General features: G+C 57.9%; 23 protein-coding genes. 12 read left to right on the forward strand and 11 right to left on the reverse strand.

Annotated elements, in window-relative coordinates; translation table 11 throughout:
* Positions 1–76 precede the first annotated feature (76 nt).
* From bchC to pufM, 8 genes are all read left to right on the forward strand, one after another.
* Positions 77–1012 (forward strand): chlorophyll synthesis pathway protein BchC, encoded by a 936-nt coding sequence (gene bchC / locus RB602_RS11745; protein WP_317080772.1) that lies wholly within the window; start codon positions 77–79, stop codon positions 1010–1012.
* The gene (locus RB602_RS11750; RefSeq protein WP_317080773.1) at positions 1009–1992 is read left to right on the forward strand and encodes a chlorophyllide a reductase iron protein subunit X; all 984 of its coding nucleotides are present in this window, start codon (positions 1009–1011) and stop codon (positions 1990–1992) included. The genes bchC and RB602_RS11750 overlap by 4 nt, the downstream gene beginning before the upstream one ends.
* Before the next feature lie 117 nt (positions 1993–2109).
* Entirely contained in the window at positions 2110–3546 is a 1437-nt protein-coding gene (bchY, locus tag RB602_RS11755; protein WP_317084519.1) for a chlorophyllide a reductase subunit Y, read from the forward strand.
* On the forward strand, positions 3543–4988 hold the full coding sequence (bchZ, locus tag RB602_RS11760; RefSeq protein ID WP_317080774.1) for a chlorophyllide a reductase subunit Z: 1446 nt from the start codon (positions 3543–3545) through the stop codon (positions 4986–4988). The genes bchY and bchZ overlap by 4 nt, the downstream gene beginning before the upstream one ends.
* A gap of 142 nt (positions 4989–5130) precedes the next feature.
* Positions 5131–5355: a light-harvesting antenna LH1, beta subunit gene (gene pufB / locus RB602_RS11765; protein ID WP_317080775.1), complete on the forward strand. Its 225-nt coding sequence runs from the start codon at positions 5131–5133 to the stop codon at positions 5353–5355.
* Between the two features lie 27 nt (positions 5356–5382).
* Positions 5383–5550 (forward strand): light-harvesting antenna LH1, alpha subunit, encoded by a 168-nt coding sequence (gene pufA / locus RB602_RS11770; protein ID WP_406568358.1) that lies wholly within the window; start codon positions 5383–5385, stop codon positions 5548–5550.
* A gap of 117 nt (positions 5551–5667) precedes the next feature.
* Positions 5668–6495: a photosynthetic reaction center subunit L gene (gene pufL, locus RB602_RS11775; RefSeq protein ID WP_317080777.1), complete on the forward strand. Its 828-nt coding sequence runs from the start codon at positions 5668–5670 to the stop codon at positions 6493–6495.
* Between the two features lie 14 nt (positions 6496–6509).
* Entirely contained in the window at positions 6510–7439 is a 930-nt protein-coding gene (gene pufM / locus RB602_RS11780; protein ID WP_317080778.1) for a photosynthetic reaction center subunit M, read from the forward strand.
* A gap of 440 nt (positions 7440–7879) precedes the next feature.
* On the opposite strand, the gene RB602_RS11785 is transcribed toward pufM, so the two are convergent.
* From RB602_RS11785 to RB602_RS11835, 11 genes are all read right to left on the reverse strand, one after another.
* Entirely contained in the window at positions 7880–8383 is a 504-nt protein-coding gene (locus tag RB602_RS11785) for an anthrone oxygenase family protein (protein ID WP_317080779.1), read from the reverse strand.
* 58 nt (positions 8384–8441) lie between these two features.
* Entirely contained in the window at positions 8442–8870 is a 429-nt protein-coding gene (locus RB602_RS11790) for a DUF4345 domain-containing protein (RefSeq protein ID WP_317080780.1), read from the reverse strand.
* Entirely contained in the window at positions 8867–9712 is an 846-nt protein-coding gene (locus tag RB602_RS11795; protein WP_317080781.1) for an NmrA family NAD(P)-binding protein, read from the reverse strand. Before RB602_RS11795 ends, RB602_RS11790 begins: the two co-directional genes overlap by 4 nt.
* 95 nt (positions 9713–9807) lie before the next feature.
* Positions 9808–10818, reverse strand: a complete 1011-nt coding sequence (locus RB602_RS11800) for an AraC family transcriptional regulator (protein ID WP_317080782.1) — start codon at positions 10816–10818, stop codon at positions 9808–9810.
* A gap of 41 nt (positions 10819–10859) precedes the next feature.
* Positions 10860–11132, reverse strand: coding sequence for a hypothetical protein (locus tag RB602_RS11805; RefSeq protein ID WP_317080783.1), 273 nt, complete (start codon positions 11130–11132; stop codon positions 10860–10862).
* On the reverse strand, positions 11125–11607 hold the full coding sequence (locus tag RB602_RS11810; protein WP_317080784.1) for a TspO/MBR family protein: 483 nt from the start codon (positions 11605–11607) through the stop codon (positions 11125–11127). The genes RB602_RS11805 and RB602_RS11810 overlap by 8 nt, the downstream gene beginning before the upstream one ends.
* 8 nt (positions 11608–11615) lie before the next feature.
* The gene (locus RB602_RS11815) at positions 11616–12842 is read right to left on the reverse strand and encodes a geranylgeranyl diphosphate reductase (RefSeq protein WP_317080785.1); all 1227 of its coding nucleotides are present in this window, start codon (positions 12840–12842) and stop codon (positions 11616–11618) included.
* Positions 12839–14224 carry a BCD family MFS transporter gene (locus RB602_RS11820; RefSeq protein ID WP_317080786.1) on the reverse strand — a complete coding sequence of 462 codons (1386 nt, stop codon included), beginning with the start codon at positions 14222–14224 and terminating at the stop codon, positions 12839–12841. Before RB602_RS11820 ends, RB602_RS11815 begins: the two co-directional genes overlap by 4 nt.
* The gene (gene chlG / locus RB602_RS11825; RefSeq protein ID WP_317080787.1) at positions 14224–15126 is read right to left on the reverse strand and encodes a chlorophyll synthase ChlG; all 903 of its coding nucleotides are present in this window, start codon (positions 15124–15126) and stop codon (positions 14224–14226) included. The genes RB602_RS11820 and chlG overlap by 1 nt, the downstream gene beginning before the upstream one ends.
* A gap of 83 nt (positions 15127–15209) precedes the next feature.
* Complete coding sequence (gene ppsR, locus RB602_RS11830; RefSeq protein WP_317080788.1) at positions 15210–16631, reverse strand: transcriptional regulator PpsR; 1422 nt, start codon at positions 16629–16631, stop codon at positions 15210–15212.
* Between the two features lie 16 nt (positions 16632–16647).
* The gene (locus RB602_RS11835) at positions 16648–17583 is read right to left on the reverse strand and encodes a cobalamin B12-binding domain-containing protein (protein ID WP_317080789.1); all 936 of its coding nucleotides are present in this window, start codon (positions 17581–17583) and stop codon (positions 16648–16650) included.
* Positions 17584–17924: 341 nt separating this feature from the next.
* Here RB602_RS11835 and bchF point away from each other — a divergent pair, with 341 nt between their 5' ends.
* From bchF to RB602_RS11855, 4 genes are read left to right on the forward strand one after another with little or no spacing between them, the layout of a single operon-like run.
* Complete coding sequence (bchF, locus tag RB602_RS11840; protein ID WP_317084521.1) at positions 17925–18365, forward strand: 2-vinyl bacteriochlorophyllide hydratase; 441 nt, start codon at positions 17925–17927, stop codon at positions 18363–18365.
* A 35-nt stretch (positions 18366–18400) separates the two neighbouring features.
* A complete protein-coding gene (locus RB602_RS11845; RefSeq protein WP_317084522.1) occupies positions 18401–19675 on the forward strand; it encodes a ferredoxin:protochlorophyllide reductase (ATP-dependent) subunit N in 1275 nt (424 codons plus the stop codon).
* 3 nt (positions 19676–19678) lie between these two features.
* Positions 19679–21322 (forward strand): ferredoxin:protochlorophyllide reductase (ATP-dependent) subunit B, encoded by a 1644-nt coding sequence (gene bchB, locus RB602_RS11850; protein ID WP_317080790.1) that lies wholly within the window; start codon positions 19679–19681, stop codon positions 21320–21322.
* The gene (locus RB602_RS11855; protein ID WP_317080791.1) at positions 21312–24905 is read left to right on the forward strand and encodes a magnesium chelatase subunit H; all 3594 of its coding nucleotides are present in this window, start codon (positions 21312–21314) and stop codon (positions 24903–24905) included. The genes bchB and RB602_RS11855 overlap by 11 nt, the downstream gene beginning before the upstream one ends.
* Positions 24906–24932: the final 27 nt, after the last annotated feature.

The raw sequence follows: 24932 nt of genomic DNA on the forward strand, positions 1-24932 counted from the left end.
ACATTCGATGGTGTTGCTATAAGTTGACACTCATGGAGTCCCCGCATTTCGGGAGGCAATCCAGGGAGGTCGACAGTTGGACACGTCCGCGATCATCATTGATTCCCCAGGCGCTCTTGCGGTGAGAAAGATTGCGCTTAACGAAATGGGTGAATCTGATGTGCTGGTCGATGTGCATTGGAGCGGCATCAGCACCGGCACCGAGAAACTGCTCTGGACCGGCAAGATGCCGAATTTCCCTGGCATGGGTTATCCGCTGGTTCCGGGATATGAATCGGTAGGTCGCGTCATTGATGCTGGCCCGCAGGCGCAGGAGCGCATTGGCGAATGGGTCTTTGTCCCCGGTGCCAATTGCTATCAGGATGCGCGCGGCCTGTTCGGTGGATCGGCAAGCAATGTCATCCTTCCCTCTGCCCGGGCGCTTCCGGTTTCCGAAAAGCTGGGTCAGGAAGGCATATTATATGCCCTCGCCGCGACCGGCTTGCACGCGATCAACCGCACCGAGCCTCCTGAGCTGATTGTCGGCCATGGTGTGCTGGGCCGTCTTATCGCCCGCCTCACTATCGCAACCGGTGCCCCCGCCCCGACCGTCTGGGAAATCAATCCCGACCGGCAGGATGGCGCGCAAGGCTATAATGTCGTCCATCCCGATGAGGATGAGCGCAGCGATTATAGCGCGATCTGCGAGGTCAGCGGCAGCAACAGCGTGATTGAACCACTGATCCAGCGGCTCGCCAAAGGCGGCGAGATCACCCTGGCTGGTTTTTACGACCAACCCATAAGTTTTGCGTTTCCGCCCGCTTTTCAACGCGAAGCGCGGCTGCGGGTCGCGGCAGAATGGCAACCCGAAGATCTGGCGACGGTTAACGCGCTGATCGACACCGGGGCGCTTGATCTGTCCGGCCTGATTACCAGCGTTGAACCGGCAACCAATGCCAAAGAGGCTTACCCCCAAGCCTTTGAAAACCCTGAGTGCCTGAAAATGGTTCTTGATTGGAGAGAGACAGAATGACCATGCTTGACGTTGATGCCCTACGCGAAGAAGCGGCCATTGAACCGGATCCCGTCCACACCGGCGAGGTGAAGAAAGAAACCCAGATTATCGCCATTTACGGCAAGGGCGGATCGGGCAAGAGCTTTGCCCTATCAAACCTCAGCTATATGATGGCGCAACAGGGCAAGCGGGTATTGCTCATCGGTTGCGACCCGAAATCGGACACCACCTCGCTGCTGTTCGGCGGCAAAAGCTGCCCGACGATCATCGAAACCTCTTCGGCCAAGAAACTGGCGGGTGAGGAAGTGACCATTGAGGATGTCTGCTTCCAGCGCGACGGCGTCTTCGCCATGGAGCTGGGCGGCCCCGAAGTTGGTCGCGGCTGCGGCGGACGCGGCATCATCCACGGCTTTGAGCTGATGGAGAAACTGGGCTTCCATGACTGGGGCTTTGACTATGTTCTGCTCGACTTCCTTGGTGATGTGGTCTGCGGCGGTTTCGGCCTGCCGATTGCGCGCGATATGTGCCAAAAGGTGATTGTTGTCGGCTCGAACGACCTGCAGTCGCTCTATGTCGCCAATAATGTCTGCAAGGCGGTTGAGTATTTCCGCAAGATGGGCGGCAATGTTGGCGTTGCTGGCATGATCATCAACAAGGATGACGGCACCGGCGAAGCGCATAATTTTGCCAAGGCGGTCGACATTCCGGTGCTGACCGCGATCCCGGCTGATGAGGATATCCGCCGCAAATCGGCCAATTATCAGATTATCGGCAAGCCCGGCGGGCAATGGAGCGGCCTGTTTGAAGAACTCGCCACCAATGTCGCCGAAGCGCCGCCGCAACATCCGGTGCCGCTGACCCAGGAAGGCTTGCTCGACCTCTTCACGCCTGAAGAAGTAGGCGGCGAGATTGAACTCGTCCCTGCAACCCAGGCGGATATGCGCGGTGGCGTATATGAAGAAAAAGCCTCCCTCGAAGTGATTTACGACGAGGTATGAGCCGTGACTGATCTACAATCCCCCCCAACAGATCGCTCTCCCGACCGGCTTGACGTTGCTCAGCCTGACGCTCCCCCTGTGCCTGAAGGCGGCGGTTGCCACGCCGGTGCCGACACCATGCGCGAGGCCGCCAAAAAGGCGGGCAAGAGCGAAATTCTCGACCAATATGAGAAGGACTATCCGGTAGGTCCGCATGACCAGCCTCAGAGCATGTGCCCGGCCTTTGGTTCGCTACGTGTCGGCTTGCGTATGCGCCGCACCGCGACGATCCTCTCCGGCTCGGCCTGCTGTGTCTATGGCCTGACCTTCACCTCGCATTTTTACGGTGCGCGGCGGACAGTCGGCTATGTCCCGTTCAGTTCAGAGACGTTGGTCACCGGCAAGCTGTTCGAGGACATCAAGGAAGCCGTTGAGCAGATGGCTGATCCCGAACTCTATGACACCATCGTCATCACCAATCTCTGCGTCCCCACCGCCAGCGGCGTACCGCTCAGGCTGTTGCCGGACCAGATTAACGGTGTGCGGATCATCGGTATCGACGTGCCGGGCTTTGGTGTCCCGACCCATGCCGAGGCCAAGGATGTTCTGGCAGGCGCGATGCTGAAATTCGCCCGCGAGGAAGCCGAACAAGGCCCTGTCGCCGCGCCGAAAGAGCGCTCCGACAAGCCCACGGTGACCTTGCTCGGCGAGATGTTCCCGGCTGATCCGGTGGGCATTGGCCATATGCTGGCCCCGCTGGGACTGGCGGCTGGTGCAGTTGTGCCAACCCGCGAATGGCGCGAATTGTACAGCGCGCTGGATGGCTCGGTTATCGCCGCAATCCACCCCTTCTACACCGCCAGCATTCGCGAATTTGAGGCGGCTGGTCGTCCGATTGTCGGCTCCGCTCCGGTGGGCCGCGATGGCACCGCTGCCTGGCTCAAGGCGATTGGCGAGACCTATGGTTGCAGCGCCGATCAGATTGCGGCGGCGCAAAATGCGATGCTCCCAGCGATTGATGGCGCGCTTTCGGCGATGCCGATCAAGGGCCGTATCACCGTCGCCGGTTATGAGGGCTCTGAGCTTCTGGTTGCCCGCCTGCTGATCGAAAGCGGTGCGGAAGTGCCCTATGTCGGCTCTGCCTGTCCCAAAACCAAATGGTCTGACCCGGATCGCGAATGGCTTGAGGCGCATGGCTGCAAGGTTAATTTCCGCGCCAGCCTGGAGCAGGACAATGCTGCGGTCGATGAATATGAGCCTGATCTGGCCATCGGCACCACGCCGGTTGTGCAGCATGCCAAATCCAAAGGCACGCCGGGTCTCTATTTCACCAATCTGATCTCGGCCCGTCCGCTGATGGGACCGGCAGGCGCTGGCAGTCTGGCGCAGGTGATCAATGGCGCTTTGGGTAACAAGGCACGCTTCGACAAGATGACCGAATTCTTTGAAGGCGTCGGCGAAGGCCATGCTGCCGGTATCTGGGAGGACGTCCCCACTGACCGGCCCAAGTTCAAGAAAAAATATGCGGCGCAAAATGCAGCAGCCGCCAAGGCAGCGGAGGCGATTGGAACATGACACTGATACTCGATCATGACCGCGCCGGTGGCTATTGGGGCTCGGTTTACGCGTTCACCGCGATCAAGGGCCTACAGGTAATCATTGATGGCCCGGTGGGGTGTGAAAACCTGCCGGTAACATCGGTATTGCACTATACTGACGGCCTGCCGCCACATGAGCTGCCGATTGTTGTCACTGGCCTTGCCGAGGAAGAACTCGGCAAGACCGGCACCGAAGGTGCCATGAAACGCGCCTGGAAGTCGCTCGACCCTGACCTGCCCGCTGTGGTGGTCACTGGCTCAATCGCCGAGATGATCGGCGGCGGCGTGACGCCCGAAGGCACCAATATCAAGCGCTTCCTGCCGCGCACCATTGATGAGGATCAGTGGCAGTCCGAGGACCGTGCGCTTTCCTGGCTGTGGACCGAGTTTGGCCCCAAAAAAATGCCCAAGCCCAAGGTGTTGAAGGAAGGTGACAAGCCCAAGGTCAATATCATTGGGCCGAGCTATGGCATGTTCAACATGCCGTCTGATCTGGCTGAAATCCGCAGGCTGATCGAAGGCATTGGCGCCGAGGTCAACATGGTGTTCCCGCTCGGCACCCATCTGGCGGACATCCGCCAGCTCGCCAATGCCTCGGTCAATGTGTGCATGTATCGCGAATTTGGCCGTAACCTCTGCGAACTGCTCGAACGGCCCTATTTGCAGGCGCCGATTGGCCTGGATTCCACCACCAAATTCCTGCGCCAGCTGGGCGAGATGACCGGCCTCGATCCCGAGCCTTTCATCGAGAAGGAAAAGCACACCACCATCAAGCCGCTATGGGATTTGTGGCGCTCGGTGACACAGGATTTCTTCGGCACTGCCAATTTTGGCATCGTCGCCAATGAAACCTATGCCCGCGGCATCAGCAACTTCCTGGAGAATGACATGGGGATGCCCTGCTCCTTCTCCTATGGCCGCACAGCGGGCGTGAAGCCCGATAATGAGGCGGTGCGCGAGGATATTCACGAGAAGGCGCCGATCATGGTGTTCGGTAGCTATAATGAGCGCATGTATATGGCCGAGGCCGGCGGGCGCGGGATATTCATCCCGGCTTCCTTCCCCGGTGCTGCCATCCGCCGCCATACCGGCACCCCCTATATGGGCTATGCCGGCGCGACCTATCTGGTTCAGGAAGTGTGCAACGCACTGTTCGATGCGCTGTTCCACATCCTGCCGCTTTCCACCCAGATGGACAAGGGCGAGGCCACCCCGGCCCGGCTCGAGGCGCCACTGGAATGGGACACAGATGCCAAGGAAAAACTCGACGCCATTGTCGAGAAACAGCCGGTTCTGGTGCGCATTTCCGCCGCCAAGAATCTGCGCGATGCCGCCGAGCGACAGGCCCGGCGCGCAGGGGAAGAGCGTGTTTCTGCTGATCGTCTTGCATCGGCATTACTTGAAGGGGCGAACGCATGATCTCTCATGATCCGCTCCACATATTCGCGAGAGGCTAACCGCCTTTTCGCGTCCGAAACCTTGTCGGCAATGGGTGCCGTCAGGGAACACCCGTGGGAGGCGCCTTGGCGGCTTTCCGGGAGCTAGAATGGAGAAGGACTATATGAGTACTGAAGAACGATTAGGCCCGGAGGCCTATCTAACCCCCGACGAGGCTAAGGAGCTGCACAAGCTCTTTGTCGCAAGCATGGGCTTCTTCGTCACCGTAGCAGTCATTGCGCACATATTGGTGTGGATGTGGAAACCATGGTTCCCTGACACACCCGGCTACGCGATGCTGAATGACGGTGTCCAGGTTGCGCAAGCAGCCTTGACCATGCTGGCATAAGGAGAAGAGACTATGTGGAGAATGTGGATGACATTCGATCCGCGAAGAGTGTTTGTCGCTCTTGCGGTTTTTCTGTTCACGCTAGCAGTTCTTATTCACTTCATTCTGTTGAGCACCGATCGCTACAACTGGCTTGAAAAACCTTCAGCCACAACTGCTTCGGTAACGCTCGAACAGTCTGAGCAGCTAACCTGAACCCAAGCTCCCAAGGAGGTCGCGACGGGCGACTGTCGCGCCTCCCATTGGGTGGTTCAGCAAAGGCGTGCGCACTGTGAATTGGGTGCGACAAGATAATGTCTGAAGGATAGAGCGATGGCGCTTTTAAGCTATGAGAGGAAATATCGTGTCCGCGGTGGCACGTTGATCGGCGGGGATCTCTTCGATTTCTGGATCGGCCCGTTTTATGTTGGGTTTTTTGGCGTCACCACGGCGATTTTCGCCTCGCTTGGGACAGCGTTGATCTTTTATGGCGCATCACAGGGGCCGACATGGAACCCCTGGCTGATTTCGATTAACCCGCCCGATGTCAGCTATGGCCTGGCACTGGCACCGATGATGGATGGCGGCCTCTGGCAGATCATCACCATATGCGCGGTCGGGGCGTTCTGCTCCTGGGCGCTCAGAGAAGTGGAGATATGCCGAAAACTGGGGATTGGCTATCATGTGCCGATTGCCTTCAGCTTCGCAATTTTCGCCTATGTCACACTGGTCGTATTCCGCCCGCTGGCGATGGGCGCATGGGGATATGGCTTCCCCTATGGCATTTTCAGCCATCTCGACTGGGTATCCAACACCGGATACCAATATGTGAATTTCCACTATAATCCGGCCCATATGATCGCCATTACGTTCTTCTTCACGACGAACCTGGCGCTGGCGCTGCATGGCGCACTGATCCTCTCGGCGGTCAACCCGGCCAAGGGCGAAACCGTCAAGACGCCGGAATATGAGGATACCTTCTTCCGTGATTTTATCGGCTATTCGGTTGGTACCATCGGTATCCATCGTCTCGGCCTGTTCCTGGCGCTGAATGCCGGTTTCTGGAGCGCGGTCTGCATCTTCATCTCAGGACCGATCTGGGCCGAAGGCTGGCCCGAATGGTGGGACTGGTGGAAGAGCATTCCGGTCTGGGCTGAGTAAGGGGAGACACGCACATGGCACGCTATCAGAATATCTTTACGCAGGTGCAGTTGGAGCATAGCCCCGAAATGGGCATGCCGCACAAGCCCGGAACCAGTGAACCGCGCTATGAAGTCACCGGCGCCAGCTATTGGATGGGCAAATTCGGCCAGGCACAGATTGGCCCGCTCTATCTCGGCTGGCTCGGTATTGCTTCGCTGGTAACCGGCTTCCTGTCGCTGCTGATCATCGGCATGAACTTCGCCGCTTCGGTCAATTGGAGCCCGGTGGCCTTTATGCGCGAGTTTTTCTGGCTGACGCTGGATCCGCCCTCCTCCGAATGGGGTTTCTCGCCCTTTGTGCCGCTGAATGAAGGTGGCTGGTTCATCATGGCCGGCTTCTTCCTCACCGCATCGGTTCTGCTCTGGTGGGCACGCACCTATATGCGGGCACGGGCGCTGGGCATGGGCACCCATGTCGCATGGGCGTTCCTCTCGGCGATCTGGCTGTTCCTGGTGCTGGGCTTTATCCGCCCGATGATGATGGGCAGCTGGGCCGAAGCGGTGCCCTATGGCATCTTCTCGCATCTTGAATGGACCAACAACTTCTCGCTGCAATATGGCAATCTGTTCTACAATCCGTTCCACGCACTATCGATCGTGTTCCTCTATGGCTCGGCGCTGCTGTTCGCCATGCACGGCGCGACGATCCTGGCGGTAGGCCGCTATGGCGGTGAACGCGAGCTGGAGCAGATCACCGATCGCGGCACGGCGACCGAACGCGCCGGCCTCTTCTGGCGCTGGACCATGGGCTTTAACGCCACCATGGAATCGATCCACCGCTGGGCATGGTGGTTCGCAGTGCTGACGACGCTGACCGGCGGCATCGGCATCCTGCTCACCGGCACGGTTGTCGACAATTGGTATCTCTGGGCCATCGAACACAAATACGCCCCGGAGTACTAAGACGCATACGGATCCATTTTTCCCCTGGGGTGGTAACGCCCACCCTCAGGCACCCACTAGCCCGGCCCCCGCGCCGGGCTTTTTGTTTGTGATTTCCGATAGGCTTTTTCTCGTCGGCCCCGCGAAAGCGGGGCCAGGGCTTTTTGATTCACGCGGAGGCGCGAAGACGCGGAGAGTCTTTATCACCTCTCCGCGTCTTCGCGCCTCCGCGTGATATCTTCTTAATGAAAAGCCTTATCCCCGCCTTCGCGGGGATGACTGGAAGGTCAACCACCCTGCCGACTATGCCGCCGCATATCGTAGAGATGGATCAGGAAAGACAGCGCCGACTTTCGCGATGTGGCCATGTCCCCATCCTTGATCCAAAGCTGTAAAGACCAGGCCACCCCAGAGGACAATCGCGATGATCACAACGGCACCGAATTGTGCATATCTCATGATTACACCTGCCCGCTGCTGACAAGTGTTAGGGCAGCGATGATGTAAAGCCCTGCAGTCAGAACGCTGCCCAGTGAACGATAGTGATTAAACCGCGTCCACTGCACACCATACTCTTTCCAGTATGCGCGGGCCAACTCGCTTCTATGGTCGAGACCTTCGAGCCTGTTGTTCATTGGTATATTGCCAAAGATCGTCATAAGAAAGACACTTGGGAGATAGACTAGGGGTGCAAGGATCAGCGTTACGAGAGCCGCTCCTTCAAATACTGCAATGCTGTAGACCGTGAACAGAAGCGAGAAGAGCGCTATAGACAAGATGCCAGCGACGAACTGGGTCCTGATCACATCTCGGTTAATATGCTGCATCGCCTCAATTGCGCCAGCGGTCTCTGTCTTGAGTAGGGCTGACATGATGAATTCTGAGAATGCAGAAAATACGCCTCCGATAATCGCGCTCCAAAGCGCCAGAAAGAGACAAAAGTAGAGGGGCCATTCATAGGTCATGGGATGGGTTCCTAAAATGTGAATTTTGAAAATATGCGCTTTATGCGCAGCGGGTTCGCTAGCCTTCAGGTTCAAAATGCCCGTGAACCGAAGCCGCTGTTGAAAGTGGCGCAGCAAAGTTGAGCACCGCCAACATGGCCGCAACTCCAAGCTCGAAATATGCAACTATCATCAGTGAATCGGAGGGCATTCCGTGCAGATACATGCTGACAAAGCGGCTCACGCCGTAACTTCCATAGACAATGGCACCCAAGACGAGGCCGAGCCTTGAAAATTGCAGATTGATCGCGCCGAGCAACATGAACGCGCCAGTGATGATCAACATGCCGCTCGGCGCGGTCACTTCAGACATAAGGCCTGCGTCTTGCTCAACAATGACCTCGCTGGTGGCAAGGAACAGTCTCGGTGCTGCCATGATCGAGCTGCCGATAACGGCGAGGATCACGCCCGACACTCCCAATGCGCTGCGTGTGATGATGTACCTCATGCTGCAATCCTCCACGCACCGGTCGCGGCGACATCCCTGGCATAATCGGCAAAGTCTTTTGGCGCTCTTCCCAGGGCACGCTGAACCCCGTCCGTTAGGTGCGCATTGCGTCCGTCGAGGACAGTCGAAAACAGATAATCGAGCATCCACACGACATCCTTGGGCGCGCCGGATTGGGTCAGCCCCTCGATAAATGCCTCATGGGGCACATCGATAAAAGCAATCTCTCGGCCAGTTGCTCTGGAAAGATCTGAAGCAATATCAGCCATGGTCATCAAGCGGGGGCCGGTGACCTCGTAAATTTCTCCATTGTGCCGATCTTCCGTCAACGCCGCGACGGCGATATCCGTTATGTCATCGATATCGACAAAGGGCTCTGGTGTTTGGCCTGCTGGCAAAGTGATCGCGCCGCTGAGGACCATGTCAATAAACGCCCCTTCGGAGAAGTTCTGGTTGAACCAGCTGGCGCGCACAATGGTCCATTCAAGACCGCTATCCTGGACAATCTGCTCGCAGGCTTGTGCTTCTTTCTCACCGCGACCTGATAGCAGAACGAGGCGCTGAACACCGTTGAGTTTGGCGCGCCAGACCAGGGCGGTGATTGCATCGGTTGCTCCGGGCATCGCCAGATCGGGGGAGTAGGTTATGTAGATGCTGCTCACACCTTCCAAAGCAGTATCCCAGCCCGATTCCTGATCCCAGTCAAAGCCGGGAACCGATGATCGCGACCCGATGCGGACGGTTTGCCCTTTCTCGGTCAGCCGATCGGCAACCCTCTTGCCGGTTTTCCCGGTTCCACCGATCACCAGGGTAATCTTGTTATCGTCATTCTTGTTGGCCATTTGCTTGTTCCTGTTTGTTGGAGACAAGCATGGGATAGATCACGGGCTGCAGCTTCTCTTGTCCTGGGATGCCAAGCTTTGTGCAGATGACGTCATCAGCGTGATGTTGCGTTTAACCGGTAAGATCGAGGCGTTTGGCCGGCCCAGCGCTTGAACGCACGGGTAAAGCCGCTTTGCTCAGCAAAGCCTGTTAGGAAAGCAACCTCGACAAGAGGATATTGCGATGTTCGCAGTAAACGTTCGGACAGCTCACGCCGAGCTTCGTCCACCAATGCCTGAAATACGGCCCCTTCATCGTTCAGTTTACGCTGAAGCGTTCGGGCACTCATCCCCAGCGCCTTTGCGACATCCGAAAGCTTGGGAACGCCGCCGCTCAAATTCTTTCCGATTTCCGATTTGACCTGGATCGACAGTGGCAATTCTGTCTTGGTCTCCGCTAGCATCTCCTCAACACGTCCATCGAAAAAGCGGGATATCGCATCATCGCCTACGGCATTAGGCAGCGCTAATTCAGCATTAGAGACGACAATCGCATTGATGCCGGCGCGATCTTCGAGTTCACAACCTATAAAGTCCTCGAGAAAAGTCTTATCGCCGACAAACTCATGCCCGCAAAAAGCGCGTATGGGCTTGAACTTTCGGCCGGATGCTTCGCGGCAAATGGCAATAAAGGATGCGAAAGTTGCCTCGTTTGAAAGTTTGGCCCCCATAGGCGCTTCGTCAGTCAGACGCAGGAAACGGATCTCGGTGGTTTCCTTGCCTCGATTTAGCTCAAGCGCCCTCACACCAGAAACAACGCTAATATAACGCTGCGCGCGATCCCAGCCATCCATCAAAGTGGGCGAGCTTTTCCATGCTAGACCCACAGCACCCAAATCTTCGCAGCGCATCGATGCGCCAAGCTTTATATGAGCTCGCGGCAATCCATCCTCAGCCTGCGCTATCGTTTCGAGAAGCCTGACATAGTCTTCTTCTGCCACCATGGTCGTTAGGTCAGAGGGTGCATTGATATCGAGCTTGCAAATCGCAAACAATTGGGCCCGGTCCAAATGCTCTGGAGCCTGTTCAATCGCCTTGCGCGAATAAATGGAAGAAGACTGGACCATTATTTGGGTTTATCCTTATGTCGCCCCTCGCGGAAGAGCGATCAATCGCCCTGCCTCCCACGCCGCCGCATATCGTAGAGATGGATCGGGAAAGACAGAGCCAGCGGCAGCGCGATCATCGGCCAGCTTGCGCCCGTCAGCGCTCCCCGTAGCGCTATCATCATCAGCACCGCGGGCATCAGCGCGCCGAGGATCATGGGCCAGTCCCTGCCCTGCCATTTCAGCCATAGAGCCTCGGCCAGCAGGACCAGCAGCACCACATCAACTGCATGGCCGGAGGAGAAGAACGCCTGCATCATCGGGGCATCAGCCAAAGGGCGCGTTCAGGCGGACGATTTCAAAGTTGAGCGCGCCGGCGAACGTCACCCAGGCGAGATAGGGCAGCAGTAACAGCGCCGCGCCGCGCGAAAAACGGACGCAGAAGATGATCAGCATGAAGATCGACAACCATAGCAGCGTCAGCTCGTAAAATGCCCAATCCGGCCGCTGAAAGCGGAAGAAGAGGAAGCTCCATAACAGGTTGAGAAAGCCGTTCAGCGCAAACAGCGTCAGCGCATAGTCAATGTCGCGCCGCGTCGGGGCCTTGAACCAAGCGAGATAGCCCGCCAGTGCGATCAGTGAAAAAATGATCGTCCAGGCAATGCCGAACAGCCAATCGGGCGGCGCCCATGGCGGTTGCTGCAGCGAATAATACCATTCATCGAGAACCGTGATCGTGCTGCCGATCACCGCGGTCATAAAGGCCAGAAAAGCGGCGAGACCAATCGGGAATAACGCCGCTTTCTTCATATTCTGGCCTATCCTCCCTTGGCGACCTGCTCCTCTTCCATAGACTTGATGCCCAGGAGATGCGCGGTGTCTTTCAGGAAGATTTTGACATGCGCCAGCGGGTCACGCTTGACCAATTCTTTGTGCATATAGGCTTCCCAAGTCAAGCGCTGCACATCCGGGTCATCGCACATTTTGACAAAGCGCTCGCGGCGCTTGTCGCTTGAATACCAGAAATATTGCATGATACCCAGGATCCAGAACACGCGGCCATGCTGCTTCATGAATTTCTTGCGCGCGCCGGCCAGAGCTTTGGCATTGGCGGTCTTGAGATATTCCATCGCCGCCTCGGCACCCATGCGCCCGGCGGCCATGGCATAGTAAATACCCTCACCCGATGCCGGCGCGACCACGCCTGCTGCATCTCCGACAACCAGCACATTCTTGCCATTATCCCATTTCTTCAACGGCTTGAGCGGGATCGGGGCACCTTCCTTGCGGATGGTTTCCCAACCGTCCAGTCCGGTCTGCTCGCGCATTAGCTTGGTGGTTTCGCGCAGCGGAAAGCCCTTATTGGCGCTGCCCAGACCAATGCTGGCGGTTTTGCCATGCGGGAAAATCCAGGCGTAAAAGTCAGGCGACAAATGCCCCTGATAATAGACATCGCAGCGGTCATCGCGATAGTCTTCCTGATGCTCTTCGGGCACCTTCACAATCTCGTGATAGGCAAAGACGCATGGCACGCGATCGGCGTTTTTGATCGAATCCCGCGCTACTTTTGAGCGTGCACCATCGGCACCGATAACAGCCTTGGTGGTGACGCGCTGCATCTCGCCATTGCGCTCGGTGCGGTAGCAGATGGTGGCGATATTGTTGTCGCCTTGCTCTATACCCTCATAGGTTCCCGTCATGCGGATCGCACCAGCCTCGGCAGCACGATTGCGCAGCCATTCGTCAAACTCGTCACGGTCCACCATGCCGACATAGCCGCCCTCACCCACTGGCATATCAACACGGTTGTCCTTGGGTGAAATGATCCGCGCCGAATGGGCGTGGGCCTTGAGCAGCGATTGCGGAATGTCAAAGTCCTTGAGCAATCGCGGCGGCACCGCGCCGCCACAGGGTTTTATCCGCCCTGCCCGGTCGAGCAACATCACCTTATGCCCCTGCATCGCCAGATCATACGCCGCGGTGGCTCCGGACGGTCCGCCGCCGACAACGATGACATCAAATTCTGCCTGTGATTGCTCGCTCATGCTCCTACTGCCTCCTTAACCGCTCCCGTCTGGCGCTCCTTGCGCGGCATTTGCATCGTCGTCGCCATCAGCGCCGCGCCGATAAACAGCAGCGCCTCAACCGCGAAAACAATCTGAAATGCGGTGACATCTTCGCCCGTCATGCTGCGCAGCTGATCAACAATCACCGCGCCCAATAATCCGCCCAAGCCAAAGGCAATTGCCTGCGCTGCACCCCAGACGCCCATACGCGCGCCCTCGCCCGAGGCTACGCCCTTGCTGGCAAGACCAAGCATCGCGCTCACCGCACCGACGGCAAACATGCCATTTGCAAAGCCGAGGCCAAAGACATTGGCAGTCAGCGGCCACGCGCCTCCTGTCGACGCCGCCATGGACAGTCCTGCGAGCATCATCGCCGACCCGGCACAGCCAAGAACAATCCAGATTTTAAGATTGGAGCCATAATAATGGGCAAACAGACTGCCACCCAATCCTGCCACCAGCATGCCGATCAAAATGCCGCCATGCTGAATGCTCGACAATGTGGTCGATTCACCCGGCGTCATCGCGAAGAGGAATCCGGCAAAAGGCTCCATGATCAGATCCTGCATGCTATAGGCCAGCATCGACAGGAAGACGAAATAGGTGAAGCGCCGCGCCTGATCTTCCTGCCAGATTTCGCGCAATACTTCGGGAAAGCTCTTGGCCTGTTCATCAGAATGCGGGCGCTCGACTACCTCGGTGGTTTCTTCCAGCCGATAGAGCGCCAGCAGCATCAGGCTAAACGCGGCCAAAGCCACAAAACTACAAACTATCGCAAGACGTTGCGGGCTGAACGGGTCAAGATTGGCACCTGCGACCGCGGCGGCAATCACGATACCGGCGATCATCATGATCCAGGTAATGGCCGCCGAAGCGGGCTTGCGCTCCATTGAAACACGCGAGGCCAGCAGTGCCAACAACGTCGTACCCGCTATGCCGACGCCAAAGCCAATCAGCGTGAACGCACTAATCGCCAATAAGGCACCGAAGATGCTCGGACTGGCCATCATGATGGTCGCATTGACCGCCATTAATGCGCCAATCACCAACAGGCTCATGCCGCCGATAATCCATGGCGTGCGCCGCGCGCTGCGGTCTGAGTGATGGCCCCATAATGGCCGGGTGAGCTGCACCGCATAATGCCAGGCGACCAGGGCCGCCGGAATAGCCGCTGCGACCGAATATTCCACCACCATCACCCGGTTAAGCAGCGATGACGCCAGCATCACAATCGCACCAATCGATGCCTGGACCGCGCCCAGGCGGATAATGCCGAACCAGCTTAAGCCAGCCTGTTTGCCAGCCGCTTGTGACAGGCCAGCCGACCCAATCCGTCCACCAGAAGAAAGTGTTTGCGCCATCAGATATATCCTCCCAGGCCCAATGCCGAAGCCAGCATACCAAAGACGTAGAGCGAGACGCCGGTGGCATTATACCAGGGCGCCAATTTGCGGGGGGCTCCAACCAGCCGGACCATCAATCCCAGTTGCACCAACAGGAACAGGCTGACAATCGCGGCGGAAATGGTGAGATTTTGGGTGATAAGCACGCCAATGACGGCGAGTTGCGGCAGCGCCATCACGACGCAGGCAAAGATCGCGGCATTGCGCACGCCCATGACGACGGGCAGCGATTTCAGGCCCATTTCCGTATCGCCTTCAACCGCCTTGAAATCATTCAGCGTCATTATGCCATGCGCGCCGAGGCTGTAGAGCAGGATCACCAGCAATATAGTGCCGGATGGCAGTCCACCGAGCATAACACTGGCCCCGGTGAACCAGGACAGGCCCTCATAGCTGAGCGCACAGACCAGCGGCCCCAACCAGCCACTCTTCTTTAAGCGGAAAGGCGGTGAGCTATAGGCCCAGCCAAAAAACAGCGCGACACAGGTGGCGATCAGCACCCAGAAACCGAGCGCGGCGGCGACCAGTAGCGATATGGTCGAGCCAATGAGCGCGATATAGACACCCCAATTGCCGGGGATACGCCCCGAGGGGATTGGGCGGTTGGGTTCATTGATTGCGTCAACCTCGCGGTCACACCAGTCATTGATCACCTGGCTGGTGCCGCAGACAATCGGCCCGGTCAGCAAAATACCGACGGCCAGAAACAACCAGTTTTCGGTTATTGATGCCCCTGATGACACCACGCCGCACATAAAGGCCCACATCGGCGGGAACCAGGTGACCGGCTTGGTCAGCTCAAGCACATCCTTGGGTGCAGGCACCTGCGCAAATGTGCGGGAGAGCGTCGAGTCTGACATAAGCCAAGGCTATGCCAAGAAACGAGGTGTGTCAAATTATTTGGACAATAAAAATCGTCAATATTTTTTGACGGCGATCGGCGCTAGTTGTCACCCTTGCCGGTGAGATTGCCAAGCCCATGGCGATGCAGTTTCGAGTACAGGCTTTGACGGCTTAGACCCAGAATTTCCGCGGCAGATGCGCGGTTATCCGAGGTATGCACCAGCGCCGCCTCAATGCACATGCGCTCGATCAGGTCGGTACTTTCGCGGACAATTTCCTTCAGCGGCTTGCGGCCTACCAATTCGGTCAGCTGATCTACCGAGCGCGGAAGCTCATTTGAAGTTTCAGGCAGATCGCGCTCGCGCCGCCCGACCCCGCGAACCGAATAGCCGTAAAGCGGCTGATCGCGTTCCACCATGATCGCGGAAATCTCAACCGGCTCTTCGCCGCCATTGAGATCGTTGACCACCGAGCTGAAATTGCGCACGTCCTGATGGTCTTTAAGCTGCTTTCTGAGCAGATTGAGATCGACATCCGGGCGACCGACAAAGCGATTGAGCGACACGCCGAGAATCTGCTCCATCGCGCCGGCCTGGACCAGCTCGACAAAGGCGCGATTGGCGACGATGATGTCCTGATTTTCATCGGCCAGAACAAAGGCGTCCGGCATCTTCTCAACAACATCGAGAATATATTGATCCGCGCTTCGGCCCGGCACCTCGTGCTGGCCATCATCAATATTGATCAGCCAGTATTGCCGTCCCGATTGGCGGAACGCGGACGCCGACAATTTGACAAAACCGGTGCGCCCCTCAAGCCGGATGCTCACCGGATCGACTTTACCACTGACCGAGATCGCGCCCATATAAGCGATGATATCATCGCGGAAATCGCGCTCGACCAGCTCAAGCAGGCCCTTGTTTTCGAGCGCGCCGGGCGCAGCGTTGATCAATCCATGCGACGCGCGATTGGCCTGTTGAATCTGATAGGTGTCACTATCAACGATCAGCACAGGATAGGAAATATTGTCGAACAGCAGGCGATAGCGCGTTTCGGTCTGGCGCAGGTTGAGATAGTCGCGCTCCATCGACTGTTGTGTCTTGAGCAAACGCTGTTGCAGCAGAGCAATCGAGCGAATGTCGCGGCCAATTGCAATCTGCAACGTCGTATTGGAAGGTCGCAATATGCGATAATTCACCGGGATATCATCGCCATCATCAACATGGTTGACCTGCCGCCATGTCTGATCATCCGCGCTGCCGTCCTGGAGCATTTTCTGAACTTTGGCCTTGCTCTCGGCGCTGACTGTGTCGGACCATTTCTTGCCGACCCATTTCTGCGCCAGACGGTGGTCCTTGCTGTTGACCGCCACATCGCGGACAATCTCATTCTCATCTATCGCCAGAATGAAATCGCCCGAGGAATAGGCCAGTTCGAGAATATCCTCCCGGCTGAACCCCTCAAACATGGAGTCCGGATCGCTAAATGGTATGCGATGGTCGCCTGTGGATTCAAAGTTCATTTCAATAGGCCAATTCTCAGGCCAGCTTTTCAAACATACTGGTGCGCAAAGGAACCAGTTCCTCCGCCACCTTCACCGCACTCGGGGCATCATCCGCAGTGCCATCTGCACCACATAGCTGCACAAGTTCAGGCTGATCGTTGATCACACGTCCTCCCAGCAGAACTTTAATTTCCGGGTTGGTGGAAACCGCCCTGATGGCCTTAATCAGGTTGGTGATGGCGTCGGTAGGGCAATCAAGACTTACCGTCAATCCAATTAAATCATAGTATCTATTGGCAAATTTCCCTGTCAATTCGGACCGAGTTGGCTCCATCAGAACATCAGCGTCCCAGCCGGCGCGTTGGAAGCATTCGGCCACCATCAGCGTGCCAAGGCTGTGTTGCTCACCGGGCATGGTGGAGAACAATGCCGAGCGCTGGCCATGGCCCTCTTCAAATTTGGGCGGCAGATGCAAGGTCAGTTCGCGCAGGATTTCCTGCACGCGCCACAGCCCCATGGTGACATCGACAAAGTCTACACTGTCTTCATCCCAATAGTCGCCAAGGCGGCGGGCAGCAGGGGCCAGAAGATCGACATAGATGGTTTCAACCGAGCTACCAGTGGAGAGACAGCTATCGACAAAATCGAGGAGTTTGCGCGCATCGCCTTCGAGCGCCAGCAGCACGAAATACTCCACATCGGTTTTACTAATGGCTTTTGAACCGCAGCTGCAATGACCATCGTCCAGCACTGCGCCATGCAGATTGGGCCGTTCGGCAATCAATTTGGGGATGACCAGATTTTCAACAACCACCGACAAGTCATCGCCGCCATCGCTGGCTGAGCGAAGATCGTTTGGGTCAAATACAATGTCCGGGGTGTCAGGGTCGAGATCGTCCTGCGGTTTCTTACCAGTTCTCCAGCCATCCAGCCTGGAGCGCAATTCAGCGATACCGAATACTGATGCCATCTTTCAGACTCTCCTAAGTCAAGTCTGGTCGGCGTGCCATAACGTCGGCCAAGCGGTTATATTTAACTCGCGTGACTCGGGGCATACTCCATCACGCACCAATAGGCAATGCGCAGACGGCAAAAAGTGTCAATTAGACTGAACGTCAAAAAAACTTGACACTTTACAGAAAAGGTTCCTAATCTCCTTTCATAACAAATGGAGTAGGGACGCTGTCGGGCACATATCAAAACGCCACAGATCAAAACCCCCGGAAAACCGGGCTTTCCCAGCCTGCGGCCTCCAGCTACGCGCTATACACCCCTGAACAGAGAAAACGCCGCGACGAGTCGCGCTGGACGCTGGTTCAGGGCATTTTGGCGCCGCTGCAGTTTCTGGTGTTCGGGATAAGTCTGTTTCTCGTCATTCGGTACCTGATGACCGGCGAGGGCGAGAGCGCCGCCGAGATCTCGATCCTGATCAAAACGCTGATCCTCTACACCATCATGATCACCGGTTCGATCTGGGAGAAGGTGGTGTTTGATGAGTGGCTGTTTGCCAAGCCGTTCTTCTGGGAAGATGCCTTCTCGATGGCGGTGCTGGCGCTGCATACCGCATACATCCTGATGCTGTTCAATGGCTGGGGCACCAGCGAGGAGCGCATGTATGTCGCCCTCGCCGCCTATGTCACCTATGTCATCAACGCCGGACAGTTCCTCTGGAAGCTCCGCATGGCGCGGCTTGAGGGTGAGCGGATCGCGAAAGAGCAGCAGGCGCAAGGCCCGCAGGCGGTGGCAGCATGAGCGACACCCTCACCCAAACGCATAGCGATATCGCCATGCCGCAAGGCGCAGCGGCCAATGGCTCCGACTGTGCTCCAGTACTGAAAGAAAAGGGCCAGCGCGAAGTCTTTTGCGGCCTGACCGGCATTATCTGGCTGCACCGCAAGATACAGGATGCCTTCTTCCTGATTGTCGGCTCACGCACCTGCGCGCATCTGATGCAATCGGCAGCGGGCGTAATGATCTTCGCCGAGCCGCGCTTTGGCACCGCGATTATGGAAGAGCGCGATCTGGCGGGTCTGGCCGATGCCAATGAAGAGCTTGACCGCATCGTCAACCAGCTTCTGGAACGCCGCCCCGAGATCAAGACGCTGTTCCTTGTCGGCAGTTGCCCGTCAGAAGTTATCAAGCTCGACCTCGCCAAAGCCGCGCAACGCCTTGGCGGGCAATATGCGCCTAATGTGCGAGTGCTCAACTATTCGGGCAGCGGCATTGAGACAACTTTTACCGAGGGCGAAGATGCCTGTCTTGCCTCGCTAGTGCCGGAAATGCCGACGCTGCCGGAAGATGCGCCGAAGAACCTGATCCTTGTCGGCTCACTGCCCGATATCGTCGAGGATCAGTTTATGCGATTGTTCGCCAAGATCGGCATCGACAATGTCGCCAGCCTGCCCGAGCGCTCGGTCGACAAGCTGCCCGGCATCGGACCCAACACCCATTTCCTGCTTGCCCAACCGTTTCTGGGCGATACCGGCCAGCGCCTGCTCGAACGTGGGGCCAAGCGGATTGACGCGCTCTTCCCCTTCGGCGTTGAAGGCACCACCGACTGGCTGACCGCTGCGGCAACGACTTTCGGCATTGATGCCGGGCATGTCGCCGAAGTGCTGCTTCCCTATCAGGAACGCGCCCGCCGCGGCCTACAGCATCAGCGCGAGCGGCTTGAGGGCAAAACCATCTTCTTCATGCCGGACTCGCAATTGGAAGTACCGCTGGCGCGCTTCCTCGCCAATGAAATGGGCACGGTGCTGACCGAAGTGGGCACGCCCTATCTTCACCGCACCCATCTCACCAAAGAGCTGGAGCATATGCCGCCGGGGGTGCAGCTTTCCGAAGGCCAGCATGTCGACAAACAGCTTGAGCGGGTGCGCGCCACCAAGCCTGACCTCACCGTATGCGGCCTCGGCCTCGCCAATCCGCTCGAGAATGAGGGTCTTTCCACCAAATGGGCGATCGAGCTGGTGTTCTCGCCCATCCATGGTTTCGATCAGGCGGGGGATCTCGCTGAATTGTTCGCCCGGCCGATGCGCCGCCGTGATGTGTTGAAGGTGTAAGCGATGCAGCTAGCCGTCTGGACATATGAAGGCCCGCCCCATGTAGGCGCGATGCGTGTCGCCACCGGCATGAAAGGCGTTCACTATCTGCTGCACTCGCCCCAGGGTGACACCTATGCCGACCTGCTGTTCACCATGATTGAGCGGCGCGACCATCGCCCGCCGGTGACCTACACCACCTTCCAGGCGCGCGATCTCGGCAAGGATACCTCGCAGCTGTTTCAGGATGCGGCGCTGGACTCGCTCGAGCGCTTCAAGCCTGATGCGATGCTGGTCGGTGCCTCCTGCACTGCCGAACTGATTCAGGATGATCCTGCCGGACTGATCGAGAAAATGGGCCTCCCCATCCCTGTCATTCCGCTCGAACTGCCGAGCTATCAGCGCAAGGAAAATTGGGGCGCGGCCGAGACCTTCTACCAGATTGTCCGCTCGCTCGCCGACAAGGAGCGCACCCCTAGCGACCGCGAAGCCACTGGTCGCCGTCCGCTCGCCAATCTGCTTGGGCCCACAGCGCTCGGCTTCCGCCACCGTGACGATATTGTAGAAATCACCCGGCTGCTCGATGGTCTGGGCGTGGACGTCAATGTCACCGCACCCATGGGCGCCACCGCTGCCGATATCGCCCGTCTTGGCGAGGCCGATTTCAATATCGTCATGTATCCCGAAATTGGCGAAATGGCGGCAGACTATCTCAAACGCACTTTCCGCCAGCCCATGGTAAAAACCGTGCCCATCGGCATTGGCGCGACGCAGGATTTTGTCCGTGAAGTCGCCGAGATTGCCGGGGTTGATCCCGAGCCGATGCTGGAGCGCAACCTGTCGCGTATGTCGTGGTGGAGCCGTTCGATTGACTCCAATTACCTCACCGGCAAGCGCGTCTTTATCTTTGGCGATGCCACCCATGCCGTCGCTGCCGCACGGATCGCCAGCGAAGAGCTGGGATACAAGGTCTGCGGCTTTGGCTGCTATAACCGCGAATTTGCCCGCGATGTCCGCGCCGCCGCCAAGAAATATGATGTCGAGCCGCTGATCACCGATGACCATCTGGCGGTCGAAAAAGCGATTGAGGAAGCCCAGCCAGAGCTGATCCTCGGCACCCAGATGGAGCGCCATATCGCCAAGCGCTTCTCGCTGCCCTGCGCGGTGATCTCCGCACCGGTGCATGTGCAGGATTTCCCGGCGCGCTTCTCCCCGCAAATGGGCTTTGAAGGCGCCAATGTCATTTTTGATGACTGGGTGCACCCGCTGGTCATGGGGCTGGAAGAGCATCTGCTCACCATGTTCCGCGATGATTTCGAGTTCAGCGATGAGGCGGGTCCGTCGCATCTTGGCCACTCGATCCTCCCCGGCACGGGGAGGGGGACCGTCGAAGACGGTGGAGGGGCACAGGCCGTTCGCTCTGACCATCAAAACAAAGAAACTACTTTGCCTCACGTGCCCCTCCACCAGCCTGCGGCTGGTCCCCCTCCCCATGCTGGGGAGGATGAAACTATCTGGACCGATGAAGCGATGAAGGAACTGAAAAAGATACCATTCTTCGTGCGCGGCAAGGCGCGGCGCAATACCGAGACCTATGCTGCAGAGCATGGCGTGACAACCATTGAACTGGACACTCTTTACGACGCGAAGGCGCATTATGCCAAATAACAGCTCCCCCCCTGTTAAGACGGTTATCATCACCCTGGATAACCACCTCACCGCCGCGGTTGAGCGCGCCAATCAGCAGCTGGCGAAGGACAATATCAGCATCACGCTGCACGCCGCCTCCGATTGGGGCAGCGATCCGGAACTGCTCGAAGCCGCCAAGGCGGATATCGCCACCGCCGATATCATTATCGTCACCATGATCTTTATCGAGGATCAGGTGCGCATGATCCATTCGGCGCTGAAAGCCCGTCGCGACCATTGCGATGCCATTCTCGGCCTGATGTCGACGGCAGAAATCGTCAAGCTGACCAAGATCGGCAAATATTCGATGGACAAGCCCGCCAAGGGCCCGATGGCGCTGATCAAGAAGATGCGCGGATCGAGCAAGCCGGGCGCCAATGCCGGTGCGGGCCAGATGAAGCTGCTGCGTCGCCTGCCGAAAATACTGCGTTATATCCCGGGCTCGGCGCAGGATGTGCGGCAATATTTTCTGACGCTGCAATATTGGCTGGCCGGTTCAGATGACAATGTCGTCGATATGGTGCGCGGTCTGGTCAACAAATATGCCAGCGGTGAACGCGAGAGCCTGAGAGGTTCGTTCAAGGTCGAACCGCCACGCGAATATCCCGAAGTTGGCGTCTATCACCCGGATATGGCCGAGCGGCTGACCGAAGATGTCAGCCTGCTCCCTGCCCCGAAAAAGCCCAAGGGCACCGTCGGGGTTCTGATGCTCCGCTCCTATCTGCTGGGCCGCGATGCCGGGCATTATGACGGCATGATCGAGATGCTGGAAGCCCAGGGCCTCAAGGTCATTCCCGCCTTTGCCAATGGCCTGGACGCGCGTCCGGCAATTGACAAATATTTTGTCGATGCAGAGCGCAACCCCACGGTCGATGCGATTATCAACCTCACCGGCTTTTCGCTGGTCGGAGGCCCGGCCTATAATGATGTCGATGCTGCGGTTGAGGCGCTGAAAGGGCTGGACGTGCCTTATGTTGCGGCGCATCCTATTGAGTTCCAGTCGCTGGAAAACTGGAGCGCGGGCCATATGGGCCTGTTGCCGCTCGAAACCACGATCATGCTCGCCATTCCGGAGCTAGACGGCGCGATTACGCCGACGGTCTTTGGTGGCCGCTCCGATGGCTCGCCCGAAGGCTGTTGCGGATGCAGCCGCAATTGCCATTTCCATAATGAGCATAATGTGCGCGCGATGAACAGCTGCCCCGAGCGCGCCGCTGCTCTGGCCGCGAAAGTATCGCGCATGATCGCCATGCGCCGCGCCGAGAAAGCGACACGCAAGCTGGCGCTGGTGCTGTTCAACTTCCCGCCCAATTCCGGCGCCACCGGCACCGCAGCTTTCCTCTCGGTGTTTGAATCGCTACACGCGACGCTGCACCGGCTGAAGGATGAAGGCTATTCGGTTGAGGTACCGGAAACGGTGACCGAATTGCAGGACATCGTCCTGAAAGGCAATGCCGAGCAATATGGCGCGGATGCCAATGTTGCGGTCAAGGTCAGTGCCGATGATTATGTCCGCCGCGAGCCTTATTTGAAAGAGATTGAGGCGCAATGGGGCCCTGCTCCAGGCAAGCAGCTGAGCGACGGGCAGAATATCCAGATACTCGGCGCGCATTTCGGCAATATCTTTGTCGGGGTCCAGCCGACATTCGGCTATGAAGGCGATCCGATGCGGCTGCTGTTCGAGGGTACCTTCACCCCGACCCACGCCTTCTCCGCTTTCTACCGCTATATCCGCGAAGATTTCGGCGCCCATGCCGCGCTGCATTTCGGTACCCATGGCGCGCTGGAATTCATGCCCGGCAAACAGACCGGCATGAGCGGCAATTGCTGGCCAGAACGGCTGATCGGCAATCTGCCCAATTTCTATCTCTATGCCTCAAACAACCCGTCTGAAGGCATTATCGCCAAGCGCCGTTCGGGTGCGACGCTGATCAGCTATCTGACGCCGCCGCTGGCTGAGGCCGGGCTCTACAAAGGCTTTGTTGAGCTGAAATCCATGCTCGAAAGCTGGCGCACGGCATCTCCCGATGATCCCGAGCGCGCCGAGCTGGAGCAGATGATACAGGATCAGTGCGATGAGCTGGATATCGAGACAGGCAATCTGGAAACGCTTTCGGGCCGTCTCTATGAGCTGGAAAAAGAACTGATCCCGCAAGGCCTGCATGTCCTTGGCGGCAAGCTGGAGGATCAGGAGCGCGAAGACCTGATCGACGCCATGGCCAAGGCCAGCCCCGACATGGAACGCGAAGAGATCGCCGCCAAGCTCGACAGCAGCGACGAACTCGGCTCGCTGATGGCGGCGCTGGACGGCCATTATGTACCGCCTGCACCGGGCGGCGATGTGCTCAACAATACCGAAGTGCTGCCCACCGGCCGCAATATTCACGGCTTTGATCCGTTCCGCATCCCCAGTAGCTTCGCCTGCAAGCTGGGCGTGACGCAGGCCGAGCAATTGCTGGCGCGCCATAACGAAAATGGCGAGAAACTGCCCGAAAGCATCGCCATGGTGCTGTGGGGCACTGATAATCTGAAGAGTGAAGGCTCGCAGATTGCCCAGGCGATGGCGTTTATCGGCGCACGGCCGCGTTTTGATGATTATGGCCGCCTTGCCGGCGCTGAGCTGATCCCGCTCGAGGAACTGGGTCGCCCGCGCATTGATGTGGTGATTACGCTGTCGGGTATCTTCCGCGATCTGCTGCCGCTGCAAACGCGGATGCTGGCTGAGGCAAGCTGGCTCGCCAGCAGCGCCGATGAGCCGCTGGAGCAGAATTTCGTGCGCAAACACTCGCTTGCGCATCAGGAACAGCATGGCTGTGATCTGGAAACGGCGAGCCTGCGCGTCTTCTCCAATGCCGAGGGGGCCTATGGCGCCAATGTCAACCAGATGATCGACGGCGCGACCTGGGATGATGAAGACGAACTCGCCAATATGTTCGAGGCCAAGAAAGGCTATGCCTATGGCCGCAGCGGTGAACCAGTGCAGCAGCGCGAATTGCTGCAGAGCGAGCTCGCCAATGTCGATCTAACCTATCAGAATCTGGAATCAGTCGAACTCGGCGTCACCGATATTGACCATTATGTCGACGGCCTGGGCGGCATGACCAAGGCGGTGGAAAAGGCCAGCGGCAAAGCCACCCCGGTCTATGTCGTCGATGCGACACAGGGCGACACCAAGGTGCGCACCTTGGGCGAGCAGATTGACCTGGAAACCCGCACCCGGATGCTCAACCCGAAATGGTATGAGGGCCTGTTGAAGCATGGCTTTGAGGGCGTGCGCAATATCGAGGCGCATGTCACCAATACGCTGGGCTGGTCAGCGACCACCAGCGAAACGGTATCACCCTGGGTCTATCAGCAGATCAGCGAGACCTTCATTCTTGACGACGAGATGCGCGCACGTCTCGCCAAGCTTAATCCCAAATCATCGTCACGCATGGCCGAGCGGCTACTCGAAGCCTGTGACCGCGATCTTTGGCAGCCCGATGAGGCCACGCTCGCCGCGCTGCAGGCGGCCAGTGACGATCTGGAGGACAGGCTGGAAGGCCTGGTGCCCGCCGAATGATGCCAGAGAACACCCCCTTTAGGAGAG

Source organism: Parasphingorhabdus sp. SCSIO 66989 (assembly GCF_032852305.1).
Classification (GTDB): Bacteria; Pseudomonadota; Alphaproteobacteria; order Sphingomonadales; family Sphingomonadaceae; genus Alterisphingorhabdus; species Alterisphingorhabdus coralli.